The sequence below is a fragment of the Yinghuangia soli genome, from assembly GCF_021502675.1.
Classification (GTDB): Bacteria; Actinomycetota; Actinomycetes; order Streptomycetales; family Streptomycetaceae; genus Yinghuangia; species Yinghuangia soli.
Map to the genome: position 1 here is coordinate 110,082 of NZ_JAKFHA010000022.1, position 26,734 is coordinate 136,815.

Consider the following 26,734-nt stretch of genomic DNA (forward strand, 5'->3'; position numbering starts at 1 on the left):
TAGCAGTGCGCCCTATGCGCTGCCCGGCTCCGGCTCGGGTTCCCGGCCGCTGCGCAGCCGTTCCAGGGGACCGCCCTGCGGCCGGCGGAACGCCGACGCGGGCAGGAACTCCGCCCGCAGCCGGGTGCCCCGGGTGGCCGCGGCCAGCAGTGCCCCGCGGACCGCCCGGACGTCCTCGGCCAGGCCGATCGTCCGCTGCGGCGCCTCCGGTGCGTACATGACCTGCTCGGCGGCCAGCGCGATGCGCGGCAGCGCCTCGCGCGCGGCCTCGGCGTCCTCCGGGAGTTCGGCGAGCAGCCGCACGGTCAGCTGCCGCGGCGTCTCCGAATTCCCGGTCCTGATGCCCAGGTCGCGTGCCGTGTCGAGGACTTCCTGCCAAGCGCCCAGGACGGCCTCGCCGGGGTCGGCCCGGCCGGCGTCCACCACCGGGTCCCGGCTCAGCGCGGTGAGCCTTCGCCTTCGTACTCTGCGGCGCAGCAGCATGGGCAGGGCCAGGAGGAGGACCACCAGGACCGCGGCGCCCACCCCGATCAGGAGGTTGCGCAGGTTGCCGCCGTCCCCGCCGCCGCCGGCCGCGACCGCAGCCGCGGTGGGCGTGTCCTCGGGGCAATCGTCCATCCGGCACTGCCGCGACTGCTCGGGCAGCGGGGTGGGGTTGGTCTCGGTCGGCGTGGCGGTGAGGCTGCTGCTCGGCTCGGGCAGCGGCCGGTTGTCGTCGAACTGCGGTGCGGTGCCGCGCGACGGGGTCGGCTCGAAGCGCACCCACCCGACGTTGGCGAAGTACAGCTCGGGCCAGGCGTGCGCGTCGTGGCTGCCGATCTTGTACGTGCCGTCGCCGGTCGGGCTGCCCGGCACGAAGCCGACCGCGACCCGGGACGGGATGCCCAGGATGCGCGCCATCACGGCCATCGTGGAGGCGAACTGCTCGCAGTAGCCGATCTTCTGTTCCATGAAGTTGTCGATGGCGTTCTTGCCGTTCCCCTTGTTGGGGACTTTCGTGTCGTACTTGAAGTCGCCCGACTCGGCGAACCACTTCTCCAGGCGCAGCGCCTTGTCGAAGGACGAACCGCTGCCCGCGACCCGGTTGGTCACATCGGTGAGCGAGCGGACCAGGTTGAGCGGGACCGGGCGGTAGCGGCTCATCGAGCTCGGCACCGCGCCCGCGGCGCGCAGCTGGTCGGCGGTCGGCCGGACGTCCAGGCTGACGACCGTGTAGCGCTGGTTGGAGATGGTCTGGCCCTTGTCGCCGAGCAGCAGGCGGCCTTCGTTCTCGTAGCGCCAGTCGCCCTTGACCTTGACCTCGGACGCCGGGTACGGCATCGGCACCGAGCCCTGCTTGTAGCCCTTCACCACCTTGATCTCGGTGGTCACCTTGGTGGCCTTGACGCTCGGGTCGAGGCCCTGCGGCGGCGGCATCACCTTGGGCGGGTCGACCAGGCCCTGCTCGGACGGCTGCCACGAGTTGCCGTCGAACAGGTCGAGCGCGGCGATGCGCAGGTACATCGAACGCGGGTCCGCGGTGGTCGTGTACGTGAGCAGGTCGGTGTTCTCCGGCCGGTTCAGCTCGTCCTTGAGGTCGACCACCGGGTTGATCGTGGTGATCTGGTCCGAGCCGGTGCCGCTGCGGTCCGCCAGCCGGTTCGCGGTCATCGGGATGACGGCCGGGACGGCGACCGCGACGGCGAGCGTGGCCAGGCCTATCCGGCCGCCGCCGCGCGCCCAGGGGCGGGCCGAGGTGCCGGAGCTGCGGGCGCCGGGCGGGACGAGCGGACGGCCCCAGCGCAGCAGGCGCTCCCGGCCTTCGGCGAGCAGCAGCACCACGTACGCCAGCCCGGACAGCAGGAACACGCCCCAGCCCAGGCCGGATTCGGCGAGCGCCGCGGGCACGCTGTACAGCGCGAGCAGCGGCAGGCCGGCCGGCGCCGCCTGGCCGTAGGTGACCGCGATGGTGTCCACCATGACCGCGACCACCGCGACCACGGTGACCAGGATCGCCCCGATGCCGTCGGCCGCCGGGACCGGCGGCGAGTAGTTCTTGATGTCGGTGCCGCCGGCGCTCATCAGGTCGCCGTACGCCCGGACCGCGTCCGGCGTCGGGATCGGCCCGGACACCTCCGGCACCAGCACGAGCATCAGGTACGGGATCAGCACCACGAGCTGCACGACGCCGATCAGCGGGCGCGGCACCGACATGCGCCGCACCGCCTCGCCGACCGCCGCGACCAGCAGCACCGCGCCGAGCGCCTGCCAGATCCAGGCCCCGGAGCGCACCAGCGGCAGCAGCGAGGAGGCGGTGAGCGTGGTCGCCACGGCGGCGGCGACGGCCATCCGCAGGCGTCCGGTCATGCGCGGTACTCCGATCCGGACAGTGCGCCGCCGAACGAGGCGGAGCGCGACGGGGAGTCGGCCGACCGGCCGGCACCGCGCCACAGGTCGGGCAGGCGGGTCGCGGCCGAGGCGGACAGCACGCGCCAGCCGGCCTGGCGCAGCAGCCCCACCGCCACGTCGTGCGGCAGCGCACCGGGCAGGGGAGTGCTCTCCCAGGCGGAGGTGTCCAGCACGATCGCCAGGCCGCGGGCCGCGGTGGTGCGCGCCCGGGCCAGCCGCCGGGTGTCGTCCTCGGTCAGGTTGGCCAGCACCGCGACGGCCATGCCCTCGCCGCCCGGTTGGCGCAGCGCCATTTCGGCGCCCTCGAGATTGTCCGCGGACCCCGCGGCGACCACGGCCAGCGCGTCCAGCAGGAAGGATTCGGTCTCGGCGGGTGCGGTGCGCACGCCTTCGGGGGTGCCGGCGAGCTGCGTGCCCTCGGCCGAGACGAGGTGCGTGGTGTAGCCGCGGCGGCACAGGTGCACGCCGATCGACGCGGCCGTGGACACCGCCCATTCGAAGGACGAGGACGGTCCTTCGCCGCGATGCGACTGCAAGCGCGTGTCGAGGAGCAGTGTGGCCTGGTTCTGCCAGGACTGCTCCTCGCGGCGCACCATCAGCTCGCCGCGCCGGGCGGTGGACCGCCAGTGCACGCGGCGCACGTCGTCGCCGTGCCGGTACTCGCGCGGCACGACGTCCTCCTCGCCGGCCGACGAGATGCTGCGCGCATTGCCGTCGCCGTACCCGGTCCACTCGCCGCCCAGGTCGACCGCGGGCAGCTGCTGCACCACGGGGGTGACCACCAGCGCGTCGCGGGCCGCGAACGAGCGGGTCAGCTCGCACATCCCGAACGGGTCGGCGAGGCGCAGCCGCAGCGGCCCGACGGTGAACTTGCCGCGCAGGTCGGAGCGCACCCGGTAGGCGACCTGCCGGTAGCCGTGCGGCTCGATGCGGTCCAGCACGAAGCGCGGGCGCGAGCCCAGCACGTACGGCACGTGGTCCTCGAGCATGAGCAGGCCGGTCGGGATGCGCGAGACGTTGTCCACCCGCAGCCGGACCTGCGCCTCGTGCCCGGCCGCCACCCGGCCGGGCTGCAGCCCGCGCGTGCTGGTCACCAGATGCCGGGTGCGGGCCACCACGAGCACCGCGACCAGCGGCAGCGCGGCCAGCAGGAAGCCCACCCGGAGCAGGTCGCGCTGGCCCAGCACCACCGCGCAGACCGCCGCGGCCAGGCCGGCCGCCAGGAAGGAGCGTCCCCGGGTGGTCAGCCCGGACAGTGCGGTGCGCATGTCAGCGCGCCGGGTTGTGGCCGTTGCCGTGGAACTGGCCGCCGGGCGCGGCTCCGTAGGGGCCGGCCTGGCCCTGGCCGGGGTACGGCTGCGGCTGCTGCGCGGCCGGGTATCCCGCCGGGCGGCCGTAGCCGGGACCGGACTGCGGGGCCGGCTGGGCGTGCCGGACCTGCGCCGGCTGCGGCGCCGGGTAGCCCTGCGCCCCGGGCGGGGTGCCCGGCGCGCCCGGCACCGGGACCGTGCGCACGATGTCCTGCACGACCTGCTCGACCGAGCGCCGCGACATCTGCGCCTCGGCGGTCGGCAGCAGCCGGTGCGCGAGCACCGGGACGGCCAGCGCCTGCAGGTCGTCGGGCAGCACGTAGCCGCGGTTGTCCAGCGCGGCGGCCGCCTTCGCGGCGCGCACCAGGTGCAGGGTGGCGCGCGGCGACGCGCCGAGCCGCAGCTCGGGCGAGTTGCGGGTGGCGCTGACCAGCTCGACCGCGTACCGCGCCACGCCCGGCGAGACGTGCACCTCGCGCACCGCCTCGATCAGCTTGACGATGTCGCGGGCGTCCGCGGCCGGGTCGAGCGAGTCGAGCGGCGAGCCGGCGCCGTGCACGCCCAGCATCTCCAGCTCCGCGTCCAGCGACGGGTAGCCCATCGAGACGCGGGCCATGAAGCGGTCCCGCTGTGCCTCGGGCAGCGGATAGGTGCCCTCCATCTCCACCGGGTTCTGGGTGGCGATGACCATGAAGGGGGCCTGCAGCTCGTACGTCGTGCCGTCCACCGTGACCTGCCGCTCGGCCATGCACTCGAGCAGCGCCGACTGGGTCTTGGGCGACGCCCGGTTGATCTCGTCGCCGATCACGATGTTCGCGAAGATCGCGCCCGGCTTGAATTCGAACTCGCGCCGCTGCTGGTCGTACACGCTGACCCCGGTGACGTCGGACGGCAGCAGGTCCGGCGTGAACTGCACACGCCGCACCGAGCAGTCCACCGAACGGGCCAGCGACTTGGCCAGCATGGTCTTGCCCACACCCGGAACGTCCTCGACCAGCAGGTGGCCCTCGGCGAGCAGCACGGTCAGTGCCAGCCTCACTACCTCGGGCTTGCCTTCGATCACGCTCTCCATGGCCCCCCGGATGCGCGCGGCGGTAGCCGCCAGCTCCTTGAGACCGGCCTGATCGTTGAACGTCGACACCCGTGCCCTCCCTGCCCCATGACGCCCCGTCGAAAAGCGGGGCCACAAGGCCGATTGTCACAGGTGACCGGCCATCCGTGTCACCCGGAAGAGTGATCGTTTTCGGACGGCCGTCCGAACGGCGGACTCGGCCTCGACGCTTAGGAGTCGGAACGCGCGCGGTTCGGTTGCAGCTTTGCCGCCGCAGATGTCCCGGACACCCCCGTCCGGCTCCCGGGCAACCGTGCATTTCGGACAAGTGGCCACTCGGAGGGCGGTGCGCGCCCCGGGGGCGCACTTCGCGCGCCGCGCACCCCCTCCACTTCACACCACCCCCTCCGACCTGCGGTTTTGTAACGCCTGGGGGGCGTGTGGCGGGGCCGAAGAGGGTTGACCGTGGGGTTTGGTGGAGTAGAGTGGCGGGAAATGGGGCTGTGAAGCTCCGGACGGGGCTGACAAGCTCCAGACGGTGCGGAGGTGCCCGTGTTCCTGGGCACCTACGAGCCCCGGTTGGACGAGAAGGGTCGGCTGATCCTTCCGGCGAAGTTCCGTGACGAATTGGCGGAGGGCCTAGTGATCACCAAGGGGCAGGAGCGCTGCCTCTACGTGTGGCCGCCCGCCGAGTTCGCCCGGATCACCGAGCACCTGCGCGAAGCCCCGCTGGCCTCCAAGGCCCACCGGGACTACATGCGGGTGTTCTTCGCAGGCGCCTCCGACGAGGTGCCGGACAAGCAGGGCCGCGTCCTGGTCCCGCCGGCGCTGCGCGCCTACGCGGGTCTGGAGCGCGAGTGCGTCGTGATCGGAGCGGGCGCCCGGGTCGAGATCTGGGATGCCGAGGCGTGGCGGGTCTACCTCGAAGAGCAGGAAGACTCGTTCGCCGCGCTGTCCGAGGAGGTGCTGTCCTGACGGACGTGCCGTGAGGTCTCCACCCGCTCCGAGCTTTCTGGCACTCCTTCCCCGGTGCCAGACGGTCACTTCCCCAGACGAGCGGGCGGGGACCTGGCGGCACGTACGTCCCGGACCTCCGGCATCGCCGGGCGGACGCCGCGGACATGGCAGTCTTGCCCCGCGGCACCTCCGACCGCGCACCTCCGACCGCGCCGTCGGCCCGGCCGGCGGCCCGAAGCCCGCCGTCCCCGGCGGCAGCACCACCGAAAGGGTCGAGATGAACGCGACCGCGGCCCAGCCTCCCGCAGCGCCCGGCGACACCCCGGCCCACGCGCACGTCCCGGTCCTCCTCGACCGCTGCATGAACCTCCTCGCCCCGGCGCTGACCCGGAAGCCCGGCGCGGTCGTGGTCGACGCCACGCTCGGCATGGGCGGGCACAGCGAGGCGATGCTCACCCGCTTCCCCGAGGCCCGGCTGGTCGGCCTGGACCGCGACCCCGAGGCACTGGCCCGCTCCGGCCGCCGGCTCGCCCCGTTCGGCGACCGCGCCACCCTCGTGCACGCGGTCTACGACGAACTGCCCGACGTGCTGCGCCGGCTCGGCATCGCGCGCATCGACGGCATCCTCTTCGACCTCGGCGTCTCCTCGCTGCAGCTCGACGAGGCCGACCGCGGCTTCGCGTACGCCCAGGACGCCCCGCTCGACATGCGGATGGACCCGACCCGCGGCATCACCGCCGCCGAGGTCCTCAACACCTACCCGGCCGGCGACCTCGCCCGGATCCTCAAGGTCTACGGCGAGGAGCGGTTCGCCTCGAAGATCGCCAACACCATCGTGCGCGAGCGCGAGCGCGAACCCTTCACGGACAGCGCCCGCCTCGTCGACCTGGTCCGCAACGCGATCCCGGCGGCCACCCGTCGCACCGGCGGCAACCCCGCCAAGCGCACCTTCCAGGCGCTGCGCATCGAGGTGAACCAGGAACTCGCGGTCCTCGAACGCGCGCTGCCCGCCGCGGTCGCGGCGCTCGCGGTCGGCGGCCGCATCGTCGTCATGTCGTACCACTCGCTCGAGGACCGCATGACCAAGCGGGCGCTCGCGGTCGGCGCGACCAGCAAGGCGCCGCCGGACCTGCCGGTCGTCCCCGAGGAACTGCAGCCCACCCTCAAGCTCCTGACCCGCGCGTCCGAGGGCGCGACCGAGACGGAGATCACCGAGAACCCCCGGGCCGCGTCGGCGCGCCTGCGGGCGGCCGAGCGCGTGCGGGAGGATTCTTGACCAGCGCCCAGGAGGGCCGCACCCCGGTGCGCGCGCGCCGACCCGCCGGAGCACCCACCTCGCGGACCCCGTTCGTGCTGCTGATGGTGCTGCTCCTCGGGGGCGGACTGCTCGGGCTGCTGCTGCTCAACACCGCGTTGAACCAGGGCTCGTTCGAGCAGTCCCGGCTCAAGAAGCAGAACAGCAGGCTCAGCGACGAGGAGCAGGCCCTGCGGCGCGAGCTGGACGCCGTCTCGGCACCCGGGGAGCTGGCCCGCCAGGCCGAGCAGCTCGGCATGGTGCCGGGCACCAACCCGGTCTTCATCGACCCGGTGACCGGCCAGGTCCTCGGGACGCCGAAGCCCGCGTCGCCGAGACCGACGCCCACGCAGCCCGCGGCCACGGTGCCGGTGGCACCCACCCCGGTGCCGGGCACCACACCGGCGCCCACCACGCCGCCGGCCGCAGCGGGCGCGACCACGGCTCCGGCCGGCCGGTAGGCCGCCAGGAGCAAACGCCGACCAGTTCGTAGTTGTGAGGGGAGCGCCGGCTTGACCACATCAGGTTCCGGACGAGACGGCGAACCGCCCGCACGACGTCCGTCCCGGCCCCGCCGGGACGACGAGGGAGCAAACCGGCCCCGGGCCCGGGGCGGGGCCGGTGACCTCCCCCCTCCGGGACGGGACGCCGAGGACCGGACCCGCAGGCCGGCCGACGCATCCCGAGCGGACCGCGGCGAGCCCGCGGGCGAACGCCGCGGCGACGCCCCGCGCAGCCCCTTCATCCGCAGCCGAGCCGAGAACGAAGCCCGCACCCGCCGCCGCGTCCGCGGCGAGAGCCGCAGCCCGCGCCCCCGCGAAGCGGCAGCCACCGACGCCCGCGACCGCCAAGACCGCGACGATGCCCGGGGGCACCGGGACGACCCCTCGGCACGAGGCGGCGACGCCGACCGGCGCTCCGCACGCGACGGCGAACGCCGAGCGACAGGAGGACCTGGCGGCCGCAGCGGCGCCGAGGGTTCCGCGCCGCGCCACCCTGCCGACCGCCCGCGCGCTCATGATGGGGCAGCCGCCGACGCCCGCGACCGCCGCGCCCGCGCGGACGCGCGGCGAGACCGGGACGACCGCTCTGCACCGACGGCACGTGGCGAGGACCGCTCAGCGCGCGACGCCCGCGGTTCCGTCCGCGGCGACGCGCAGGGGTCGCCGCCGCGTGGCTCAGCCGACCGCTCGCGCGCCCACGACGCGGCAGCCTCCGAGGCGCGCGAACGCCGGGACCGAGAGGACGCCCGGCGGTACCGGGACGACCCCTCAGCACGCGACGGCGAACGCCGAACGCCGGGCAGCCCAAGCGGCCGGGGCGCTGCCCAGGGGTTCTCTGCGAGTGGCTCTGCCGGGCGTTCGCGTGCGCACGATGCGGCGTCCGCCGACGCCCGCGAGCGCCGTGCCCGCGAGGGCGACCGGCGAGACCGGGACGGTCGTTCTGCCCCCAGCGCTGATGCCGACCGCCGCTCGGCTCGCGACGGTCGCGCCCCTGACAGCGGACGCCCGGAGGGCGAGCGCCGCGCCGCGCGTGGTTCATGGCTGCGCGGCTCAGCCGACCGTTCGCGTGAGCAGGATGCGGCGTCGGCCGACGCCCGCGACCGCCGTGCCCGCGAGGGCGACCGCCGCGATCGGGACGACCGCGCAGCATCGCCGGGCGACGCCGAGCGCCGCACCGGCGGTCGTGGTGCCGCCCAGAGTTCGCCGCCGCGTGGCTCAGGCGACCGCTCGCGCGCCCACGACGCGGCGTCGGCCGACGCCCGCGACCGCGGCGACCGCGCAGCGCCGCCCGGCGACGCCGGGCGCCGCGCCACGCGCGATGGCCGCGGCCCCGGCCGCGGTGTGCCACGCGACGGCGACCGCCTCGCTGACGGTCGCGGTGCCGCCCGTGGTTTCTCGGCGGGTGGCTCTGCCGGCCGTTCGCGCGCGCAGGACGCGGCGTCGGCCGACGCCCGCGACCGCCGCGACCGCTACGACGACCGCTGGGACCGGGACGACCGCGCCGCACGGGCGGGCGACGGCGACCGCCGCGCCGATGGTCGTGGTGCCGCCCGGGGTTTCTCGGCGGGTGGCGCTGCCGACCGTTCGCGCGCGCAGGACGCGGCGTCGGCCGATGCCCGCGACCGCCGCGACCGGGACGACCGCGCCACACCCGCCGGCGACGCCGGGGGCCGCGCTGCTCGTGACGGTCGCAGGCCCGACCGCGGGCGCCCGGAGGGCGAGCGCGGTGCTGCGCGTGGTGCATGGCTGCGTGGCTCCTCGGATCGTTCGCGCGCGCATGACGCGGCGTCAGCCGACGCCGAGCGGCGCCGGACCCGCGATGCCGGCAGTGACCCTCGCGACCGTTCGCGCCCGTCCGCCTTCGACCCGCGCGACCGGCGTCCCGAGAGCTCTGGTCCGCGGGCGGCTGCCCGCTCTCGGTTTGCGGTGGGGCCCGAGCGTGATGCCCGTGGGCGCGATGCCGCAGGCGAGCCCCGTGCGCGCCGCGTGGTGCGCGCGCCCGACGGGGCGCGGCCCCACGAGCCCCGTCAGCCGGCGGATGCCGGAGCGCGGCGGTTTGTGCGGGGGGCTGCCGATGCCCGCCCGCGGATTGCCGCGCCGCCCGCTCGCCGGGAAGTGCGCCGCGGTCCCGTGCGGGTCCGCACCCTGCGGCTCGGCGACCCCAAGCGCAGGCTCCGCTTCGGCCTCATCGGGCTCGGCGTCGTGCTCACCCTCTTCGTCGGCCGCATCGTCCAGCTCCAGGCCCTCGACGCGTCCGCCTACGCCGCCGATGCCAACAGCCTCCGCCTGCAGACCGTCCGCCTCCCCGCGGACCGCGGCGCGATAGTGGATGCCAACGGCGTCACCCTCGCGGCCTCCGTCGACGCCTACGACATCACCGCCGACCCCACCCAGGTGCAGGAGTACAACCCGACGGCCACCGCCGCCGCCCTCGCACCGATCGTCGGGGGCGACCCCGTCAAGATCGAGGAGCTGCTGCGCACCCCCAAGTCGCGCTACGTGGTGCTCGCCAAGCAGGTCGACCCGGCGGTCTGGACCAAGATCAAGCAGACCCAGAAGGCGTTCTCCGACGAGAAGCGCGACGACCTGGTCGGCATCTACGCGAGCCCGCACAGCAAGCGCGTCTACCCCGCGGGCCCGGTCGCCGCCAACCTGCTCGGCTTCGTCAATTCTGAGGACCGCGGCGCGGGCGGGCTGGAACTCGCGTTCGAGAAGATGCTCGCCGGCCGGGACGGCAAGGTGACGTACGAGAATTCGCTCGGCCGCCAGGTCCCCACCGCCGGCAAGAAGGGCACCGACGCGGTGCCCGGGGAGACCGTCCAGCTCACCATCGACCGCAACATCCAGTGGTACGCCGAGCAGTTGATCACCCGGAAGGTCGCCGAGGCGGCCGCCGAGAGCGGCACCGTCGTCGTGCAGGACGTCAAGACCGGCGAGGTGCTCGCGATGGCCACCACGCCCGGCTTCGACCCCAACAGGATCGGCGCGGCCAACCCGGCCGACATGGGCAACCGCGCGATGCAGGAGGCCTACGAGCCGGGCAGTACCGCCAAGGTCATGACCATGGCCGCGGTGATCCAGGAAGGCGTCGCCACGCCCGACACGCAGGTCGTGGTGCCCGGAGTACTGCCGCGCGCGGACCGCGTGTTCCACGACGACGTCGACCACGGCACGTGGTACCTCACGCTGAACGGCGTGCTCGCCAAGTCGAGCAACATCGGCACGATCCTCGCCGCCGAGAAGCTCGGCCCGAACCAGTCCGCGGCGAACGCCAAGTTGGAGGAGTACCTGCGCAAGTTCGGCGTGGGCTCCAAGAGCGGCATCGGGTTCCCGGGCGAGACCGCCGGCCTGCTGCCCGCCTCGCAGAAGTGGGACGGCGCGCAGCAGTACACGATCCCGTTCGGCCAGGGCCTGTCCCTCAACGCGCTGCAGACCACCTCGGTCTTCCAGACCATCGCCAACGGCGGCGTCCGCATCGCCCCGACGCTCGTGAAGAGCACCACCGGTCCGGACGGCAAGGTCAAGGCCGGCGCCCCGGGGCAGCGCACCGAGGTGGTCAGCCCGCAGGCGGCCCGTACCGTCGCGGACATGATGGAGTCGGTGGTCGCCGCCGACGAGGGCACCGGCAACAAGGCGCAGATCCCCGGCTACCGCGTCGCGGGCAAGACCGGCACGGCCAACCGGGTGGACCCCAAGGTCGGCGGCTACAACGGCTACACCTCCTCTTTCATCGGATTCGCACCCGCCGACAACCCGCAGATCGTGGTGTCGGTGACCATCCAGGCACCGCAGATCGGCAAGTGGGGCGGCACCCTGTGCGCGCCGGTGTTCAAGGACGTCATGTCCTTCGCCCTGCAGACCCGCAAGATCGCGCCGGACGGCACCGCGTCGCCGCAGATCCCGGTGGAGTGGAAGCCGTGACGGGGCGCGACGCGCCGCCGTCCGGGCTGCCGAGCGTTCTTCGGCAGACCGCAAAAGCGGGTAGCCTCACGGCCGTGCCCGATCGTCTGCTGCGCCGTCCCACCCGTGTACGCCCTCGGCCGCTGTCCGGCCTGTACGCCCTGCTGGGGCTGCCCGCAGCGGCGGCGCCGGCGGCCGGACCGCCCGGTGTGCCGTCCGGCGAGCTGTCCGGTGTGACGCATGATTCGCGTGCGGTCAGGCCGGGCGACCTGTACGCCGCGCTGCCCGGCTCGCGCGCGCACGGTGCGGACTTCGCTGCGCAAGCCGCCGAGCTCGGCGCGGCCGCGGTGCTGACCGATCCGGATGGCGCCGGGCGCGCCGCCGCGACCGGGCTGCCGGTGCTCGTGGTCGACGACCCGCGCGGCCGGCTGGGCGAGGTGGCGGCCTGGGTCTACGGCCGTCCGGGCGATGCGCTGCTCCTCTTCGGTGTGACCGGCACCAACGGCAAGACCACCACCGCCTATCTGCTCGACGGCGGGCTGCGCGCGACCGGCCACGTGACGGGTCTGGTCGGCACCGTCGAGACGCGCGTCGGGGACCGGGTCGAGCCCAGTGCCATGACCACGCCGGAAGCCACCGATCTGCAGGCGCTGTTCGCGGTGATGGCCGAACACGGCGTCACCGCCGCGTCGATGGAGGTGTCCAGCCACGCGCTCGCGCTGGGCCGCGTGGACGGCACGGTGTTCGACGTCGCGCTGTTCACCAACCTGACGCAGGACCACCTGGACTTCCACGGCACGATGGAGGAGTACTACCGGGCCAAGGCCGACCTGTTCACCGCGCGGCGCGCCCGCGCGGGCGTGGTCGACGTGGACGACCCGTACGGCCGCCGCCTCGCCGGCGAGGCGGGCATCCCGGTCGCGACCGTCTCCCCGTCCGGTGCCGCGGACGCCGACTGGCGCGTCGAGGACGTCGAACTGGGGCCGGACGGCAGCCGGTTCCGCCTGGTCGGGCCGGACGGCGCGAAGGCCGACGCCGCGGTGCGGCTGCCCGGCCCGTACAACGTCGCCAACGCCGCGCTCGCCATCGTCGCGCAGGTCACCGCGGGACTCCCGCTGGACGGCGCGGCGGCCGGCGTCGCCGCGGTGCCCGGCGTACCGGGCCGTATGGAACGCATCGACGAGGGCGCCCCGTTCACCACCGTCGTCGACTTCGCGCACACCCCGGACGCCGTCGAGACGGCGCTGCACGCGCTGCGCGAGGTCACCGCCAACCGCCTGTTCGTGGTGCTCGGCTGCGGCGGCGACCGGGACCGCACCAAACGCCCGCTGATGGGCGCGGCCGCCGTGCGCCTGGCCGATGTGGTGGTGCTGACCAGCGACAACCCGCGTTCCGAGGACCCGGCCGCGATCCTCGACGAGATGCTCGCCGGAGCCCGCGAGGTGCCCGCGCCGCACGGCGAACTGGTCGTCGAACCGGACCGTGCTGCGGCCATCGCGTGGGCCGTGGACCACGCCGGTCCAGGCGATGTCGTGGTGGTCGCGGGCAAGGGCCACGAGCAGGGCCAGAAGATCGGCGCCGAGGTCCGGCCGTTCGACGACCGCGTCGAGGTCCGCGCCGCGTTGCGGCGGCGTCTCGGTATCGCGACGACCGGGCACCCGACCCCCGGGGCGCCCGACTCCGGCGCCGGGGACGGTGGGAGGATCGACCCCGCCGCCCCGACCACCGACCCTGCGGCGCACGCCGCCGCGGGCGGCCGGTCATGACCGCCCTCTCCGGGGCCCTTGCCGCCCGCTTCCGCGCCGTGCCGCCGTCCGAGGAGACCTGACAGTGATTCCCACGACACTCGCCGATGCCGCCCAGGCCGTCGGCGGGCGGCTTTCCGGGGGCGCAGACCCCGCGGCGCAGATCACCTCCGAGGTGGTCGTCGACTCCCGCAAGGTCACGCCGGGCGCGCTGTTCGTGGCGGTCGTCGGCGAGCGCGTCGACGGGCACGACTACGCCGAGGGCGCGATGCGCGACGGCGCGGTCGCGGTGCTGGCCACGCGCGAGACCGGCACGCCCGCGATCATCGTCGACGACGTGGTCGCGGCACTCGGCCGGCTGGCCCGCGCGGTCACCGACCGGCTCACCGGCACCACCGTGGTGGGCGTCACCGGCTCGTCCGGCAAGACCAGCACCAAGGACCTGATCGCGCAGGTCGTCGCGCACGCCGGCGCGACCATCGCGACGCCCGGCTCGCTCAACAACGAGATCGGGATGCCGCTCACCGCCCTGTCCGCCGATCTGACGACCCGTCACCTCGTGCTGGAGATGGGTGCACGCGGCATCGGGCACATCACCTACCTGTGCGGCATCGTCCCGCCGCGCATCGGCGTGGTCCTCAACGTCGGCACCGCGCACGTGGGCGAGTTCGGCGGCCGCGAGGCCATCGCCAAGGCGAAGGGCGAGCTGGTCGAGGCGCTCCCCGAGGACGGCGTCGCGGTACTCAACGCCGACGACCCCCTCGTCCGGGCGATGGCCGAACGCACCCGCGCCCGCGTGGTGTTCTTCGGTGAAGGGGCGAGTGCGGACATCCATGCCGAAGACGTACGTCTCGACGACGCCGGACGCGCCTCCTTCACCCTTCGCACACCGGACGGCGATGCACCGGTGATCTTGCGCCTGTACGGTGAGCACCACGTGTCCAACGCACTCGCCTGCGCGGCGGTGGCGCGCGAGCTGGGGATGGGTGCCGACGCGATCGCGGCCGCGCTGGGGGAGGCCGGCACGCTGTCGCGCTGGCGCATGGAAGTGACCGAGCGCGCCGACGGCGTGACCGTGGTCAACGATGCGTACAACGCCAATCCCGAGTCCATGCGCGCCGCACTCAAGGCGCTGGCCGCGATGGCACACGGCCGCCGTACCTGGGCGGTGCTGGGCGAGATGCGGGAACTGGGGGACGCCGCGCTGACCGAGCACGACGCGGTCGGCAGGCTCGCCGTGCGGCTGAACATCGGCCGCCTGGTGGCGGTAGGGGGCAGGGAGGCCGCGTGGATGGACATTGCGGCGAAGAACGAGGGTTCTTGGGGTGAGGAGTCGGTGTTGGTACCCGACACGCAGGCGGCCGTCGACCTGCTGCGGTCCGAACTTCGCGCGGGCGACATCGTCCTGGTGAAGGCTTCGCGCGGGGCGGCCCTGGAGCGGGTCGCTCTGGCGCTCCTCGAGGACGAGGGCCAGAGTGAGACTTCCGGTGCCGCCGCGGCCGCCGGGGAGGTGCGCCGGTGAGGGCGGTTCTGCTCTCCGGTGGAATCGCCCTGGTGCTGTCGCTCATCGGCACACCGCTCGCGATCCGCATCCTGGTCAAGCGCGGCTACGGCCAGCTGATCCGGGACGACGGCCCGCAGGGCCACCACAGCAAGCGCGGCACCCCCACGATGGGCGGTGCGGTCATCATCCTGGCCGCGCTGCTCGGGTACGCGGGTGCCAAGGCGCTCACGCTGGAGAAGCCGAGCGCATCGGCGATCCTCGTGCTGTACCTGATGGCCGGCCTCGGACTCGTCGGCTTCGTCGACGACTTCATCAAGATCGTCAAGCAGCGCAGCCTCGGCCTGCGCGCCAAGGCGAAGCTGGCCGGCCAGTCGTTCGTGGGCATCTCGTTCGCGATCCTGGCGCTGCAGTTCCCGAACAGCCGGGACATCACGCCCGCGTCGACGCATCTGTCGTTCGTGACCGACACCGCGCTCAATCTGACCCCGGTGTTCTTCGTGATCTGGGCGTACATCCTGATCGCGGGCCACTCCAACGGCGTCAACCTCACCGACGGCCTCGACGGCCTGGCCACCGGCGCCTCGGTGATCGTCTTCGGTGCCTACACGTTCATCGGCGTGTGGCAGCACGGCCAGAGCTGCGCGTACGTGGGCTCGGCGAGTTCCGCGTGCTACGACGTGCGCGACCCGCTCGACCTCGCGATCGTGGCCGCCGCGATGATGGGCTCCTGCTTCGGCTTCCTGTGGTGGAACACCTCGCCCGCGAAGATCTTCATGGGCGACACCGGCTCGCTCGCGCTCGGCGGCGCGCTGGCCGGTCTGGCGATCTGCACCCAGACCGAGCTGCTCTCCGCCCTGCTCGGCGGCCTGTTCCTGATCATCTCGCTGTCCGTCATCATCCAGGTCGGCTTCTTCAAGATGACCGGCAAACGGGTGTTCCGGATGGCCCCGCTGCAACACCACTTCGAGCTCAAGGGCTGGCCCGAAGTCCTCATCGTGGTGCGCTTCTGGATCATCGCCGGGCTCTGCGTGATCCTCGGCATCGGCATCTTCTACGCAGGCTGGGTGACCGGCAAGTGACGCACGACCTCGACGGGTTCACCCACCTCGACGCGCCCTGGGACAAGCTGTACGCGTGCGTCGCGGGCACCGGGATCACCGGTGCCTCGCTGGTACGCGGCCTGCGCGGCCTCGGCACCCGCGTCGTGGCGGTGGACGGGGCGGACGACGACAAGGCACGCGAGCGTGCCGCCGCCCTCGAAGCCCTCGGCGCCGAGGTCCGCCTCGGCGACGCCGACACCCTGCCCGAGGGCGTCGACGTCGTGGTCACCTCACCCGGATGGCGGCCCACCGCGCCGCTGTTCGAAGCCGCGGAGAAAGCCGGCGTCCCCGTCTGGGGCGACGTCGAACTCGCCTGGCGGCTGCGCCCGCGCGAAGGCGCGGCCCCCTGGCTGGGGCTCACCGGCACCAACGGCAAGACCACCACGGTCCGGATGCTGGCGAGCATCCTGGCCGCGGCCGGGCTGCGCGCCGAGGCCGTCGGCAACGTCGGCACGCCCGTCCTGGACGCGGTCCTGGCCCGCGACGAGGACGGCAAGCCGGCCTTCGACGTGCTCGCCCTCGAACTGTCCAGCTTCCAGCTGCACTGGCTCACCCCCTGGACGGAAGGCTCGGCGGCCCCGCGCATGCAAGCCGCCGCGCTCCTCAACATCGCCCCCGACCACCTCGACTGGCACGGCTCGCCCGAGGCGTACGCGGGCGACAAGGGCCGCATCTTCGCGGGCGCCGAGGTCGCCTGCGTCTACAACACCGCCGACCCCGCGACCGAGCAGCTCGTCCGGGACGCGGACGTCACCGAAGGCTGCCGGGCGGTCGGCTTCGGCCTCGGCGTCCCCGGCCTGGGCGGCGTCGGCGTCATCGAAGACCTGCTCATCGACCGCGCCTTCGTCGCCGACATGCGCAACGAGGCCGCCGAACTGGCCCAGGTCGCCGACGTGGTGCCCGCGGCACCGCACAACATCGCCAACGCGCTGGCCGCCGCCGCCCTCGCGCGCGCCCACGGGGTGAGCGCCGAGGCGGTACGCCAGGGCCTGCGCGACTTCCGGCCCGACCCGCACCGCATCGCGCACGTCGCGACGGTCGCCGAGGTCGCGTACATCGACGACTCCAAGGCCACCAACGGCCATGCCGCGGCCGCCTCGCTGGCCGCGTACCCCTCGGTGGTGTGGGTGGCCGGCGGCCTCGCCAAGGGCGCCTCCTTCGACGAACTGGTCGCGGGCGCCCGGGAGAACCTGCGCGCGGTGGTCCTGCTCGGCGCCGACCGCGCTGTGATCCGCGACGCACTGGAGCGACACGCCCCGGATGTCCCGGTCTCCGAGGTCGACGCGACCGACACTGGGGCCATGGATCTCGTGGTGCGCAAGGCGGCGGAACTGGCCCGTCCGGGGGACACCGTGCTCCTCGCCCCGGCGTGTGCCTCGATGGACATGTTCAGCAACTACGGCGCGCGCGGCGACGCGTTCGCCGCGGCGGTGCACAGGCTCTCCGGCGACGCTTCCTGACGGGCCGGCCACGCATGCCCGGGGCGACCACGGAAGCAGCGGAGCCGGCCGCCAGGCCGGGCGGAGGGCGCAGGCAGGGCACGGCCCCGGCCGTACCGCCGGCCCGCGCGGCGGCCCGCACGCCGGGCCGCGGCAGCACCCGCATGCGCGACCTCAAGCGGCGCTTCGACCGGCCGCTCACGTCGTACTACCTGCTGCTCGGCGCGGGCCTGCTGCTGTCCGTGCTGGGCCTGGTCATGGTGCTGTCCGCATCCCAGATCTTCTCGCGCGTGACGTACGGCGACTTCAGCGCGGTCTTCACCAAGCAGGCCATCGCGATCGGCATCGGCCTGCCGCTGATGTTCATCGGCGCCCGGCTGCCGGTCCGGGCGTACCGCATGCTGGCGTACCCGCTGCTGCTCGGCTCGATCGGGCTGCTGTGCCTGGTGCTGGTGCCGGGCATCGGCATGGAGGTCAACGGCAACCGCAACTGGATCGCGCTGGGCGGCCCGTTCCAGCTGCAGCCCTCCGAGTTCGCCAAGCTCGGGCTCGTGCTGTGGGGCGCCGACCTGCTCACCCGCAAGCAGCGCATGCTCGGCCAGTGGCGGCACTTGTTCATCCCGCTCTTCCCCGGCGCCCTGCTGGTCCTCGGCCTGGTGATGATGGGCGGCGACATGGGTACCGCCATGATCCTCACGGTGGTCGTCCTGGCCCTCCTGTGGGTCGCGGGGGCACCCGGACGCCTGTTCGTGCTGGCGCTGTCCACCGCGGCCGCACTGGCCACGGTCTTCATCCTCATGAAGCCGCACCGGGCATCCCGCTTCGCCTCGGTCTACGACCCGTTCTCCGACCCCACCGGCGAGACGCTCCAGGCCGCGCACGGCATCTATGCGCTGTCCACGGGCGGCCTGTTCGGCAGCGGAATCGGAACCAGTTATGAGAAATGGGGCACCCTGCCGGAGGCCCACACGGACTTCATCTTCGCCGTGATCGGGGAGGAATTGGGCCTGGTGGGGACGCTGTCGGTCCTCACCCTCTTCGCGGCCCTAGGCTATGCGGGTATCCGCGTCGCCGGCCGTACGAAGGACCCCTTCGTACGGTTGGCCGCGGGGGGCGCAACCGCGTGGATCACGGCCCAGGCCACGATCAACATCGGTGCGGTGCTCGGTCTGCTGCCGATCGCCGGGGTGCCCTTGCCGTTGGTGTCCTACGGAGGCTCCGCCTTGCTTCCGACCATGTTCGCCGTGGGCATGCTGCTCTCGTTCGCCCGTACCGAACCGGGAGCACAAAAGCAGCTCGCGGCCCAGGGTCCAGGGGCGGTCCGCCGTGCGTTCGCGCGGATCCTGCCGCGCAGGGAGCGGTGACTTAGGTGCATGTCGTCCTCGCCGGCGGTGGAACCGCCGGGCACATCGAGCCGGCTCTCGCCCTCGCGGATGCGTTGCGGCGGGAGAACCCCGATGTGGGCATCACCGCGCTGGGCACGTCCAAGGGCCTGGAGACGAAACTCGTCCCGGCCCGCGGCTACGAGCTGGCGCTGATCCCGGCGGTCCCGTTGCCGCGCAAGCCCACCCCCGAGCTGATGACCGTGCCCGGACGCCTGCGCGGCACCATCCGCGAGGCGGCCGCGGTCCTGGAGCGCGTGCAGGCCTCGGTGCTGGTCGGCTTCGGCGGGTACGTCGCCCTGCCCGGCTACCTGGCCGCCAAGCGCCAGAGCGTGCCGATCGTCGTCCACGAGGCCAACGCCCGTCCCGGCCTGGCCAACAAGATCGGCGCGCGCTACACCCACTTCGTCGCGGTCAGCACGCCGGACAGCAAGCTGCGCAACGCGCGCTACATCGGCATCCCGCTGCGCCGCGCGATCGCGACGCTGGACCGGGAGGCCGAGCGCGAGAAGGCCCGGGTCGCCTTCGGGCTCGACCCGCTGCGGCCCACGCTGCTGGTCTTCGGCGGCTCGCAGGGCGCCCGGCGGCTCAACGAGACGCTGGCCGGCACCGCCGAGCGGCTGCTGGCGGCCGGCGTGCAGGTGCTGCACGCGGCCGGGCCCAACAACGAGCTGACCATCACACCGCCGCCCGGCGCGCCGCCGTACGTCGTGGTGCCGTACCTGGAGAGGATGGACCTCGCGTACGCCGCGGCCGACATGGTGCTCTGCCGCGCGGGCGCGATGACCTGCGCCGAACTGTCCGCGGTCGGACTGCCGGCCGCGTACGTACCGCTGCCCATCGGCAACGGCGAACAGCGGCTCAACGCCCAGCCGGTGGTCAAGGCGGGCGGCGGACTGCTGGTCGACGACGCCGACCTGACCCCCGACTGGATCGCCGAGAACGTCCTCCCGGTGCTCACCGACCCGCAGCGGCTGCACGGCATGGGCCGGGCGGCCGCCGAGTTCGGCCGCCGCGACGCGGACGAGACGCTGGTGCGCATGGTGCACGAGGCCATCGCGGCGGCGCGTACCTGAAGCACCCGATTCCGGAGGAGGCAGACGCCAGGTGAGGGACCGTCAGCCGACCGCGGAGCGCCCGGCCAGGCCGAACCCGGGCCGCGACGCCCGGTCGGGCCGGGCCGCCGGGCCGGGCGGTTCCGGCCGGGCCGCGGCCTCCGGGAGCGCGGGGAAGAACGGCGCGTCCGGCCGGCCGGGCAAGTCCGGGAAACCCGGCGGGGCAGGGAAGGCCGGCCGGGCCGGAAAGCCTGCCCGCCTGGGCCGGTTCGGCATGTACGGCCGGCCCGGAGCGCGGGCCGGGAAGTCCGGGCCGGGCGGCAAGCCGCAGGCCGGGCGCCGCTGGACGAACCTCAGGCCGCTGATCGTGATTCTGGCCGTGGTCGTCCTGGCCGCGGGCACGTGGGGCGTCGTCATGTACTCGTCGCTCCTGGATGCCCGCACCGTCAAGGTGCGCGGCACCGGCGTGCTGACTCCCGATCAGATCACCGAGGCGGCCCGGGTCCCGGTCGGCACCCCGCTGGCGCGCGTCGACGTCGGCGCGATCGAACGGCGCGTGGCGGCGATCCCGCGCGTGGCGTCGGTGACCGTCGAACGGGACTGGCCGCACACCGTCGCGATCCGCGTGACGGAACGTCAAGTCGCAGCAGTGATGCCGGAATCCGGGCGTTTCGCGGAGATCGACAAAACCGGCGTACGGTTCGGTACGGTGGACGCGGCGCCCCAAGGGGTGCCGGTGGTCGCCGCCGACCCCGCCACAGCGGACGAGAAGTTGCTGCGCGGAGTCGTCGACGTCATCGGCACGCTGCCGGCCGCCGTCGCCCCGAAGGTCCGCGCCATCACCGCACGGACCCGGGACGACATCGTCTTGACCCTGGACGACGGGGTCGTGGTGATGTGGGGCGGAGCAGAGGATTCCCCGCGCAAGGCCCAGGTGTTGGCCGTGCTGATGAAGCACAAGGCGAAGGTGTACGACGTCAGCGTCCCCGAGGCGCCGGCGACCAGGAACGCCCCGCTTTAGGTCGAGTCGTGTTCGGTGCGATAAAAACACCACGGCAAAAAGTAGGGGGGATCGCTCGGCGTGTTCGTTGAACCGGACCCTTCGGGCACCTAGTGTCCTGCGTAGCCCCAGGTTGACGCGGTTTACCGACAAGCGCAGGCCTAACTCTATACCTGAGGGTGAGGTTTCGGGCTCAGGCGGCTCACCACGGGCCAGGGCCCCGGGACTTCCCCTGTCGGCAATGTCGGCACGACCAGCTCACGGCGTGGCGACCGGAACTCGAGGCGAGAGGCCTTCGGCGTGGCAGCACCCCAGAACTACCTCGCAGTCATCAAAGTCGTAGGCATCGGCGGTGGCGGTGTCAACGCCATCAACCGCATGATCGAGGTCGGTCTCAAGGGCGTCGAGTTCATCGCGATCAACACCGATGCGCAGGCGCTGCTGATGAGCGACGCGGACGTCAAGCTCGACGTCGGCCGCGAACTGACCCGCGGGCTCGGCGCCGGCGCCAACCCCGAGGTGGGCCGCAAGGCCGCCGAGGACCACCGCGAGGAGATCGAGGAGGTCCTCAAGGGGGCCGACATGGTCTTCGTGACCGCGGGCGAGGGCGGCGGCACCGGCACCGGCGGTGCCCCGGTCGTCGCGAACATCGCGCGCAACCTCGGTGCGCTGACCATCGGCGTGGTCACCCGGCCCTTCACCTTCGAGGGCCGCCGCCGCGCGAACCAGGCCGAGGACGGCATCGCGCAGCTGCGCGAAGAGGTCGACACCCTCATCGTCATCCCGAACGACCGCCTGCTGTCGATCTCCGACCGCCAGGTGAGCGTGCTGGACGCGTTCCGCTCCGCCGACCAGGTGCTGCTCTCCGGTGTGCAGGGCATCACCGACCTGATCACCACCCCGGGTCTCATCAACCTCGACTTCGCGGACGTCAAGTCCGTGATGTCCGAGGCCGGTTCGGCGCTCATGGGGATCGGCTCGGCGCGCGGCGACGACCGCGCGGTCGCGGCCGCCGAGATGGCGATCTCCAGCCCGCTGCTGGAGGCGTCCATCGACGGCGCCCGCGGCGTCCTGCTGTCCATCTCGGGCGGTTCGGACCTCGGCCTGTTCGAGATCAACGAGGCCGCCCAGCTGGTCAGCGAGGCCGCCCACCCCGAGGCGAACATCATCTTCGGTGCGGTGATCGACGACGCGCTCGGCGACGAGGTCCGCGTCACCGTCATCGCGGCCGGCTTCGACGGCGGACAGCCGCCGTCCAAGAGCGAGTTGGGCAAGCTCAACCGCCCGGCCGAGCCGCAGCGCCCCGCGGAGCCGCAGCGCACCGCCGCCCCGGGCGGGCAGAGCGTGCTGGGCCCGGTGGACTCCCCGTCGAGCCAGTACCCGCCGGCGCCGCGCACCCCGCTGGTGCCCGAGCCGGTCCGCGAGGACATCGACCTGGACGTCCCGCCGTTCATGAAGTAGACGTGCATCTGCAGTGACCCAGCCTGACGGTCCGGGCTCCTGCTCCTTCGGGAGGCAGGAGCCCGGACCGTTTCCGGCGGAGGTCCCCGACCAAACTCTGTGAGGAGCCACCGTGTTCAGCCTCCGGACCGCGGCGAGCGGCGTGCACTTCGCGTTCACCGACCGCTGGGGCGGCGAGAGCGCCGCACCGTACGGCGAGCTGAACCTCGGCGGGCACGTCGGCGACGACCCCCGCGCGGTCCGCGGCAACCGGGCCCGCACCGCGGAGGCCCTCGGCCTCGACGCGGACCGGGTGGTCTGGATGAACCAGGTGCACGGCCGCGAGGTCGCCGTCGTCGACGGGCCGTGGGCCGGGCCGGTCCCCGAGGCCGACGCCGTGGTGACCCGCACGCCGGGCCTCGCCCTCGCGGTCCTGGTCGCCGACTGCACGCCCGCACTCCTCGCCGACCCGGTCGCCGGGGTGGCCGCCGCGGCGCACGCCGGGCGCCCCGGACTGTTCGCGGGTGTGATCCCCGACACCGTCGAGGCCATGGTCCGGCTCGGTGCGCGGCCCGAGCGGATCGTCGCGGCCACCGGCCCGGCGGTCTGCGGTCCCTGCTACGAAGTGCCGGACGCGATGTGCGACGAGGTCGCGGCCCGCATCCCGCAGGCCAGGTCGCGGACCCCCGAGGGGACTTCGGCCCTGGACATCGTCGCCGGGGTCTGGTCCCAGCTGGCGGACGCCGGCGTCCCGGCCGGTGAGAAATCGCACATCTGCACCCGCGAGTCCGCGGACCACTTCTCCTACCGCCGCGACGGCAAGACCGGGCGCATCGCCGGATACGTCTGGCTTGCCCCCGACGCGGCCGACCGGCCCCGCTGAGCCGGGCCGGGACCTGCTCGGAGACGATGGACCCATGAGTCCGGAACCCGCCGACGCCCACTCCGCCGCCCAGTCCGGTGCCCAGTCCGGTGCCTTGTCGGATGCCGACCGCATCCGCCGCGACGACCTGGCCGCGAACCTGCGCGACGTCCGCGCCCGCATCGACGCCGCATGCGATGCGGCGGGCCGTCCGTACGGCGATGTGCGCCTGATCGTGGTGACCAAGACGTACCCCGCGTCCGACGTCCGGCTGCTCGCCGGCCTCGGGGTCCGCGAGGTGGGGGAGAACCGCGACCAGGAGGCCGCTCCCAAGGCCGCGGCCACGGTCGATCTCGATCTCACCTGGCACTACATCGGTCAGCTCCAGACCAACAAGGCACGCTCGGTCGCGGCCTACGCGGACGTCGTGCACTCGGTCGACCGGGCCCGGCTCGTCGATGCGCTGGCCTCCGGCGCGGCCCGCCGCGAGCGTGCCATCACGTGCCTGATCCAGGTGAGCCTGGACGGCGACGCGAGCCGCGGCGGCGCGCTCGCGGCCGACGTCCCGGCCCTCGCCGACGCCATCGCCGAGGCCCCCCACCTGCGGCTGGGCGGATTGATGGCAGTCGCCCCCCTGGGTGCGGAACCCGCGGCCGCCTTCGAGACGTTGGCGGAAATGTCAACCCGCCTGCGCGAAGCGCATCCGGCTGCAACCATGGTTTCGGCGGGGATGAGCAACGACCTCGAGCAGGCCGTCGAGGCCGGGGCGACACATGTACGCATCGGTACTGCGGTGCTCGGCGTCAGGCGCTTGCTCCGGTAGCGTCGCCATGAAGTGGATCGCACGACCCACGGTGACCCACAGCCGATCCACCATGGAGGACCCTGACTATGGCCGGCGCAATGCGCAAGATGGCGGTCTACCTCGGCCTCGTGGAGGACGATGTCTACGAGTACGACGATTACGATGAGGACGACATCGGTCCGGACGGCCGTGCCGAACGAGCTGCCGAGCAGCCCCGTGCGGAGCGGCGCGAAGAGCGCCGGGAGGAACCGCCGCGGCGGGAGGAACCGCGCGAGCGCCGCGAAGAGATCCCCAGGTCCGTGCCCGCCCTGCACGTCGAGCGCAGCGAACGCAGCCTCGACGAGCACCGGGCCACCGTGTCGACCATTCCCGACCGCCGCCCCGAGAGCAGTGCACCGGTGACCGTACACAAAGTCGTCAGCGAGCGTGAGCCGTACCGCATCACGACGCTGCATCCCCGCACCTACAACGAAGCACGTACGATCGGTGAGCACTTCCGTGAAGGCACCCCGGTCATCATGAACCTGACCGAGATGGAGGACACCGACGCGAAGCGACTTGTCGACTTCGCTGCCGGCCTGGTCTTCGGTCTGCACGGCAGTATCGAGCGGGTGACGCAGAAAGTGTTCCTCTTGTCGCCTGCTAACGTCGATGTGACAGCAGAGGACAAGGCCCGCATCGCCGAGGGCGGGTTCTTCAACCAGAGCTGAGCCTGGTTGATGTCAGAGGGGTGCGAGAGCGCTGAAGAGAGGAACCGGGTCTCCCGGGAACGCGTATGAGGGGGCAGAGGCATGAGCGTCGCGGGCGAGGTGTTGACCATCGTCCTGTACTGCTTCCTGTTCCTGCTGATCTTCCGCTTGGTGATGGACTATGTGTTCCAGTTCGCGCGGTCCTACGAACCCCGTGGGGTCATGGTCGTGCTGCTGGAGGCGACGTACTCCGTCACGGATCCACCGCTCAAGCTGCTGCGCAGGTTCATTCCTCCCCTGCGCCTCGGGGGCGTAGCGCTCGACCTGTCCTTCTTCGTACTGATCATCATCGTCTACATCCTGATCGCCGTCGTCGGCAGGTTGTAAGCGGTACGGTCTGTCCGGATGCCGACGATCACGCTGAGGTGAAGAAATGCCGTTGACCCCCGAGGACGTGCGTAACAAGCAGTTCACGACCGTCCGTCTCCGCGAGGGCTATGACGAGGACGAGGTCGATGCGTTCCTCGACGAGGTCGAGGCGGAGCTGACCCGCCTGCTTCGCGAGAACGAAGACCTGCGGGCCAAGCTGGCTGCCGCGACGCGGGCTGCTGCCCAAAGTCAGCAGCAAGCCCAGCAGCGGAAGGAGCGTGAACGCCCCGACGCTCCGGTCCCGGCTGCCATATCCGGGCCGACCCCGGTTCCGCCGCCCCCGCAGCAGCAGATGGGCGGCCCACAGCAGATGCACGGCGGCCCCCAGCACCCGATGCAGCAGGGCCAGCCGCAGCTGGGCCAGCCGCAGCTCGGCCCCGGCGGCATGCCGGGTCAGCTGCAGGGCGGCCAGATGCAGGGCCAGCTGCAGGGCGGGCAGTTCCCCGGCCAGCAGATGCAGACCCAGCAGATGCAGGGCCAGCACATGGGCGGCCAGCTCCAGCAGCAGCACCCGATGCAGCAGCAGGGCCAGCTCGGCGGTCCGCCGCAGCTCGGCGGTGCCCCGCAGCTCGGTGGTGCCCCGCAGCTCGGCGCTCCGCAGCAGATGAGCCCGGGCGGCGACAGTGCGGCCCGCGTCCTCGCGCTCGCGCAGCAGACCGCGGACCAGGCGATCGCCGAGGCCCGCTCCGAGGCCAACAAGATCGTCGGCGAGGCCCGTACCCGCGCCGAGGGCATGGAGCGCGACGCGCGCTCGAAGGCCGACGCGCTGGAGCGGGACGCGCAGGAGAAGCACCGCGTCGCCATGGGCTCGCTGGAGAGCGCCCGCGCCACGCTGGAGCGCAAGGTCGACGACCTGCGCGCCTTCGAGCGCGAGTACCGCACCCGGCTCAAGTCCTACCTGGACAGCCAGCTGCGCCAGCTCGAGTCCCAGGCGGACGACTCGCTCGCCCCGCCGCGGACCCCGGCCACCGCGTCGCTCCCGCCGGCCATGTCCTCGGCCCCCGTGCCGTCGGCCATGACCCCGGCCATGACGCCGTCCATCGGCCAGCAGATGGCACCCGCCATGAGCCAGCCCATGACGCAGCAGATGGCCCCCGTCCGCCCGCAGGCCCCCCAGCCGCAGCCGATGCAGCAGGCCACCCCGATGCGCGGCTTCCTCATCGACGAGGACGGCGACAACTGACCTGACGGACCCCGACCTCAGGTCGCATCCGCAGCCACCGAGGCCCGACCCCCCCAGGGGGTCGGGCCTCGGTGTTTTCCCATGCCACCCGCCCCGTCAACGCCCGCGTCCGTTGCAGCGTCCATCGCGCCACAAGGGCAGCAGCGCACGAAGAGTTGCGCGCGCCCGCAGTGCGGGCGCGCGCTAACGAAAGAGCGCTGTACCAAGCAGGGGGGCCTGCGTTGATGAGAGAAGACCAGGACCGCAGTTGCGCCCTGGAGGCGCGTCCGTTGGCTGATGTGAATCCCGAACACGAGTCTGCCGCGTGCCGCGAGCAATGCTTCGGAATGGCAGGGATTCCGCACGATGCGGGCGTGCTGAACGGGAAGCGAGCCGAGGGTCGGATGGTGCGGCGCTGCCGATGGCAGCACCGCACCATCGCGACCACGTAGCCGTGCACATGAAGTCTCAAGAATGAGTGGATAGTTGCGCGCACTCGCGATGCGGGCGCGCGCAACCGAAAGGGTGCAGTAGCAAGCAGGGGATGCTTTGAATCCGAGAAGAGAAGGATTGCGGCCGCGCCGGATGGCGCGGCCGCTGCGTGACGGCAGATGGCTCCGCCACTTGCCGACGCCGGCGCTACGAAGCGAATGAGATCCCTGACGCTTGCTCGATTTTGGTGCGCGGATGGGGAAATGGTTGTGGGTTGCTTGGCGCGG

Annotated in this window: 21 protein-coding genes; 17 read left to right on the forward strand and 4 right to left on the reverse strand. The window is 73.0% G+C overall.

The features are described from left to right. Positions 1 to 12: 12 nt before the first annotated feature. From LZ495_RS29305 to LZ495_RS29315, 3 genes are read right to left on the reverse strand one after another with little or no spacing between them, the layout of a single operon-like run. On the reverse strand, positions 13 to 2,346 hold the full coding sequence (locus tag LZ495_RS29305; RefSeq protein ID WP_235055951.1) for a transglutaminase TgpA family protein: 2,334 nt from the start codon (positions 2,344 to 2,346) through the stop codon (positions 13 to 15). Beyond that, positions 2,343 to 3,656: a DUF58 domain-containing protein gene (locus LZ495_RS29310; RefSeq protein ID WP_235055952.1), complete on the reverse strand. Its 1,314-nt coding sequence runs from the start codon at positions 3,654 to 3,656 to the stop codon at positions 2,343 to 2,345. The genes LZ495_RS29305 and LZ495_RS29310 overlap by 4 nt, the downstream gene beginning before the upstream one ends. Before the next feature lies 1 nt (position 3,657). Beyond that, positions 3,658 to 4,839 carry an AAA family ATPase gene (locus tag LZ495_RS29315; RefSeq protein WP_235055953.1) on the reverse strand — a complete coding sequence of 394 codons (1,182 nt, stop codon included), beginning with the start codon at positions 4,837 to 4,839 and terminating at the stop codon, positions 3,658 to 3,660. A 456-nt stretch (positions 4,840 to 5,295) separates the two neighbouring features. On the opposite strand from LZ495_RS29315, the gene mraZ reads away from it, so the two are divergent. The 3 genes from mraZ to ftsL all read left to right on the forward strand — a co-directional run bounded on the left by mraZ (position 5,296) and on the right by ftsL (position 7,461). Continuing rightward, positions 5,296 to 5,724 (forward strand): division/cell wall cluster transcriptional repressor MraZ, encoded by a 429-nt coding sequence (gene mraZ / locus LZ495_RS29320; protein WP_443732554.1) that lies wholly within the window; start codon positions 5,296 to 5,298, stop codon positions 5,722 to 5,724. A gap of 259 nt (positions 5,725 to 5,983) precedes the next feature. Continuing rightward, positions 5,984 to 6,982 (forward strand): 16S rRNA (cytosine(1402)-N(4))-methyltransferase RsmH, encoded by a 999-nt coding sequence (rsmH, locus tag LZ495_RS29325; protein WP_235055954.1) that lies wholly within the window; start codon positions 5,984 to 5,986, stop codon positions 6,980 to 6,982. Next, complete coding sequence (ftsL, locus tag LZ495_RS29330) at positions 6,979 to 7,461, forward strand: cell division protein FtsL (RefSeq protein ID WP_235055955.1); 483 nt, start codon at positions 6,979 to 6,981, stop codon at positions 7,459 to 7,461. Before rsmH ends, ftsL begins: the two co-directional genes overlap by 4 nt. Before the next feature lie 1,257 nt (positions 7,462 to 8,718). Here ftsL and LZ495_RS29335 read toward each other — a convergent pair. Then, the gene (locus LZ495_RS29335) at positions 8,719 to 9,282 is read right to left on the reverse strand and encodes a hypothetical protein (RefSeq protein ID WP_235055956.1); all 564 of its coding nucleotides are present in this window, start codon (positions 9,280 to 9,282) and stop codon (positions 8,719 to 8,721) included. A 351-nt stretch (positions 9,283 to 9,633) separates the two neighbouring features. Here LZ495_RS29335 and LZ495_RS29340 point away from each other — a divergent pair, with 351 nt between their 5' ends. The 14 genes from LZ495_RS29340 to LZ495_RS29405 all read left to right on the forward strand — a co-directional run bounded on the left by LZ495_RS29340 (position 9,634) and on the right by LZ495_RS29405 (position 26,036). Beyond that, entirely contained in the window at positions 9,634 to 11,424 is a 1,791-nt protein-coding gene (locus LZ495_RS29340) for a peptidoglycan D,D-transpeptidase FtsI family protein (RefSeq protein ID WP_235055957.1), read from the forward strand. Next, a complete protein-coding gene (locus tag LZ495_RS29345; protein ID WP_372498661.1) occupies positions 11,412 to 13,169 on the forward strand; it encodes a UDP-N-acetylmuramoyl-L-alanyl-D-glutamate--2,6-diaminopimelate ligase in 1,758 nt (585 codons plus the stop codon). Before LZ495_RS29340 ends, LZ495_RS29345 begins: the two co-directional genes overlap by 13 nt. A gap of 64 nt (positions 13,170 to 13,233) precedes the next feature. Then, a complete protein-coding gene (locus LZ495_RS29350) occupies positions 13,234 to 14,670 on the forward strand; it encodes a UDP-N-acetylmuramoyl-tripeptide--D-alanyl-D-alanine ligase (RefSeq protein WP_235055959.1) in 1,437 nt (478 codons plus the stop codon). Further along, positions 14,667 to 15,731 carry a phospho-N-acetylmuramoyl-pentapeptide-transferase gene (mraY, locus tag LZ495_RS29355; protein WP_235055960.1) on the forward strand — a complete coding sequence of 355 codons (1,065 nt, stop codon included), beginning with the start codon at positions 14,667 to 14,669 and terminating at the stop codon, positions 15,729 to 15,731. Before LZ495_RS29350 ends, mraY begins: the two co-directional genes overlap by 4 nt. Beyond that, positions 15,728 to 17,212 carry a UDP-N-acetylmuramoyl-L-alanine--D-glutamate ligase gene (murD, locus tag LZ495_RS29360; protein WP_372498662.1) on the forward strand — a complete coding sequence of 495 codons (1,485 nt, stop codon included), beginning with the start codon at positions 15,728 to 15,730 and terminating at the stop codon, positions 17,210 to 17,212. The genes mraY and murD overlap by 4 nt, the downstream gene beginning before the upstream one ends. A gap of 143 nt (positions 17,213 to 17,355) precedes the next feature. Next, positions 17,356 to 18,555, forward strand: a complete 1,200-nt coding sequence (gene ftsW, locus LZ495_RS29365) for a putative lipid II flippase FtsW (protein ID WP_372498663.1) — start codon at positions 17,356 to 17,358, stop codon at positions 18,553 to 18,555. Between the two features lie 5 nt (positions 18,556 to 18,560). Continuing rightward, positions 18,561 to 19,649 (forward strand): undecaprenyldiphospho-muramoylpentapeptide beta-N-acetylglucosaminyltransferase, encoded by a 1,089-nt coding sequence (gene murG / locus LZ495_RS29370; protein ID WP_235055962.1) that lies wholly within the window; start codon positions 18,561 to 18,563, stop codon positions 19,647 to 19,649. 31 nt (positions 19,650 to 19,680) lie between these two features. Next, the gene (locus tag LZ495_RS45010) at positions 19,681 to 20,649 is read left to right on the forward strand and encodes a cell division protein FtsQ/DivIB (protein WP_235055963.1); all 969 of its coding nucleotides are present in this window, start codon (positions 19,681 to 19,683) and stop codon (positions 20,647 to 20,649) included. Positions 20,650 to 20,928: 279 nt separating this feature from the next. Beyond that, a complete protein-coding gene (gene ftsZ, locus LZ495_RS29380) occupies positions 20,929 to 22,089 on the forward strand; it encodes a cell division protein FtsZ (RefSeq protein WP_235055964.1) in 1,161 nt (386 codons plus the stop codon). 112 nt (positions 22,090 to 22,201) lie between these two features. Then, positions 22,202 to 22,951: a peptidoglycan editing factor PgeF gene (gene pgeF, locus LZ495_RS29385; RefSeq protein ID WP_235055965.1), complete on the forward strand. Its 750-nt coding sequence runs from the start codon at positions 22,202 to 22,204 to the stop codon at positions 22,949 to 22,951. Between the two features lie 34 nt (positions 22,952 to 22,985). After that, a complete protein-coding gene (locus LZ495_RS29390) occupies positions 22,986 to 23,753 on the forward strand; it encodes a YggS family pyridoxal phosphate-dependent enzyme (protein ID WP_235055966.1) in 768 nt (255 codons plus the stop codon). A 68-nt stretch (positions 23,754 to 23,821) separates the two neighbouring features. Continuing rightward, on the forward strand, positions 23,822 to 24,445 hold the full coding sequence (locus LZ495_RS29395) for a cell division protein SepF (RefSeq protein ID WP_235055967.1): 624 nt from the start codon (positions 23,822 to 23,824) through the stop codon (positions 24,443 to 24,445). Between the two features lie 81 nt (positions 24,446 to 24,526). Next, entirely contained in the window at positions 24,527 to 24,811 is a 285-nt protein-coding gene (locus tag LZ495_RS29400; RefSeq protein ID WP_235055968.1) for a YggT family protein, read from the forward strand. Positions 24,812 to 24,857: 46 nt separating this feature from the next. Next, positions 24,858 to 26,036: a DivIVA domain-containing protein gene (locus LZ495_RS29405; protein WP_235055969.1), complete on the forward strand. Its 1,179-nt coding sequence runs from the start codon at positions 24,858 to 24,860 to the stop codon at positions 26,034 to 26,036. Positions 26,037 to 26,734 lie beyond the last annotated feature (698 nt).

Bases quoted from the DNA above. Each gene is read 5' to 3' on its own strand.
- LZ495_RS29405 (WP_235055969.1), top strand. From the start codon at position 24,858: ATGCCGTTGACCCCCGAGGACGTGCGTAACAAGCAGTTCACGACCGTC.
- LZ495_RS29335 (WP_235055956.1), bottom strand. From the start codon at position 9,282: ATGCGCGCGCGAACGATCCGAGGAGCCACGCAGCCATGCACCACGCGC.
- ftsW (WP_372498663.1), top strand. From the start codon at position 17,356: ATGCGCGACCTCAAGCGGCGCTTCGACCGGCCGCTCACGTCGTACTAC.
- LZ495_RS29390 (WP_235055966.1), top strand. From the start codon at position 22,986: ATGAGTCCGGAACCCGCCGACGCCCACTCCGCCGCCCAGTCCGGTGCC.
- LZ495_RS29395 (WP_235055967.1), top strand. From the start codon at position 23,822: ATGGCCGGCGCAATGCGCAAGATGGCGGTCTACCTCGGCCTCGTGGAG.
- LZ495_RS29310 (WP_235055952.1), bottom strand. From the start codon at position 3,656: ATGCGCACCGCACTGTCCGGGCTGACCACCCGGGGACGCTCCTTCCTG.
- LZ495_RS29305 (WP_235055951.1), bottom strand. From the start codon at position 2,346: ATGACCGGACGCCTGCGGATGGCCGTCGCCGCCGCCGTGGCGACCACG.
- rsmH (WP_235055954.1), top strand. From the start codon at position 5,984: ATGAACGCGACCGCGGCCCAGCCTCCCGCAGCGCCCGGCGACACCCCG.
- LZ495_RS29400 (WP_235055968.1), top strand. From the start codon at position 24,527: ATGAGCGTCGCGGGCGAGGTGTTGACCATCGTCCTGTACTGCTTCCTG.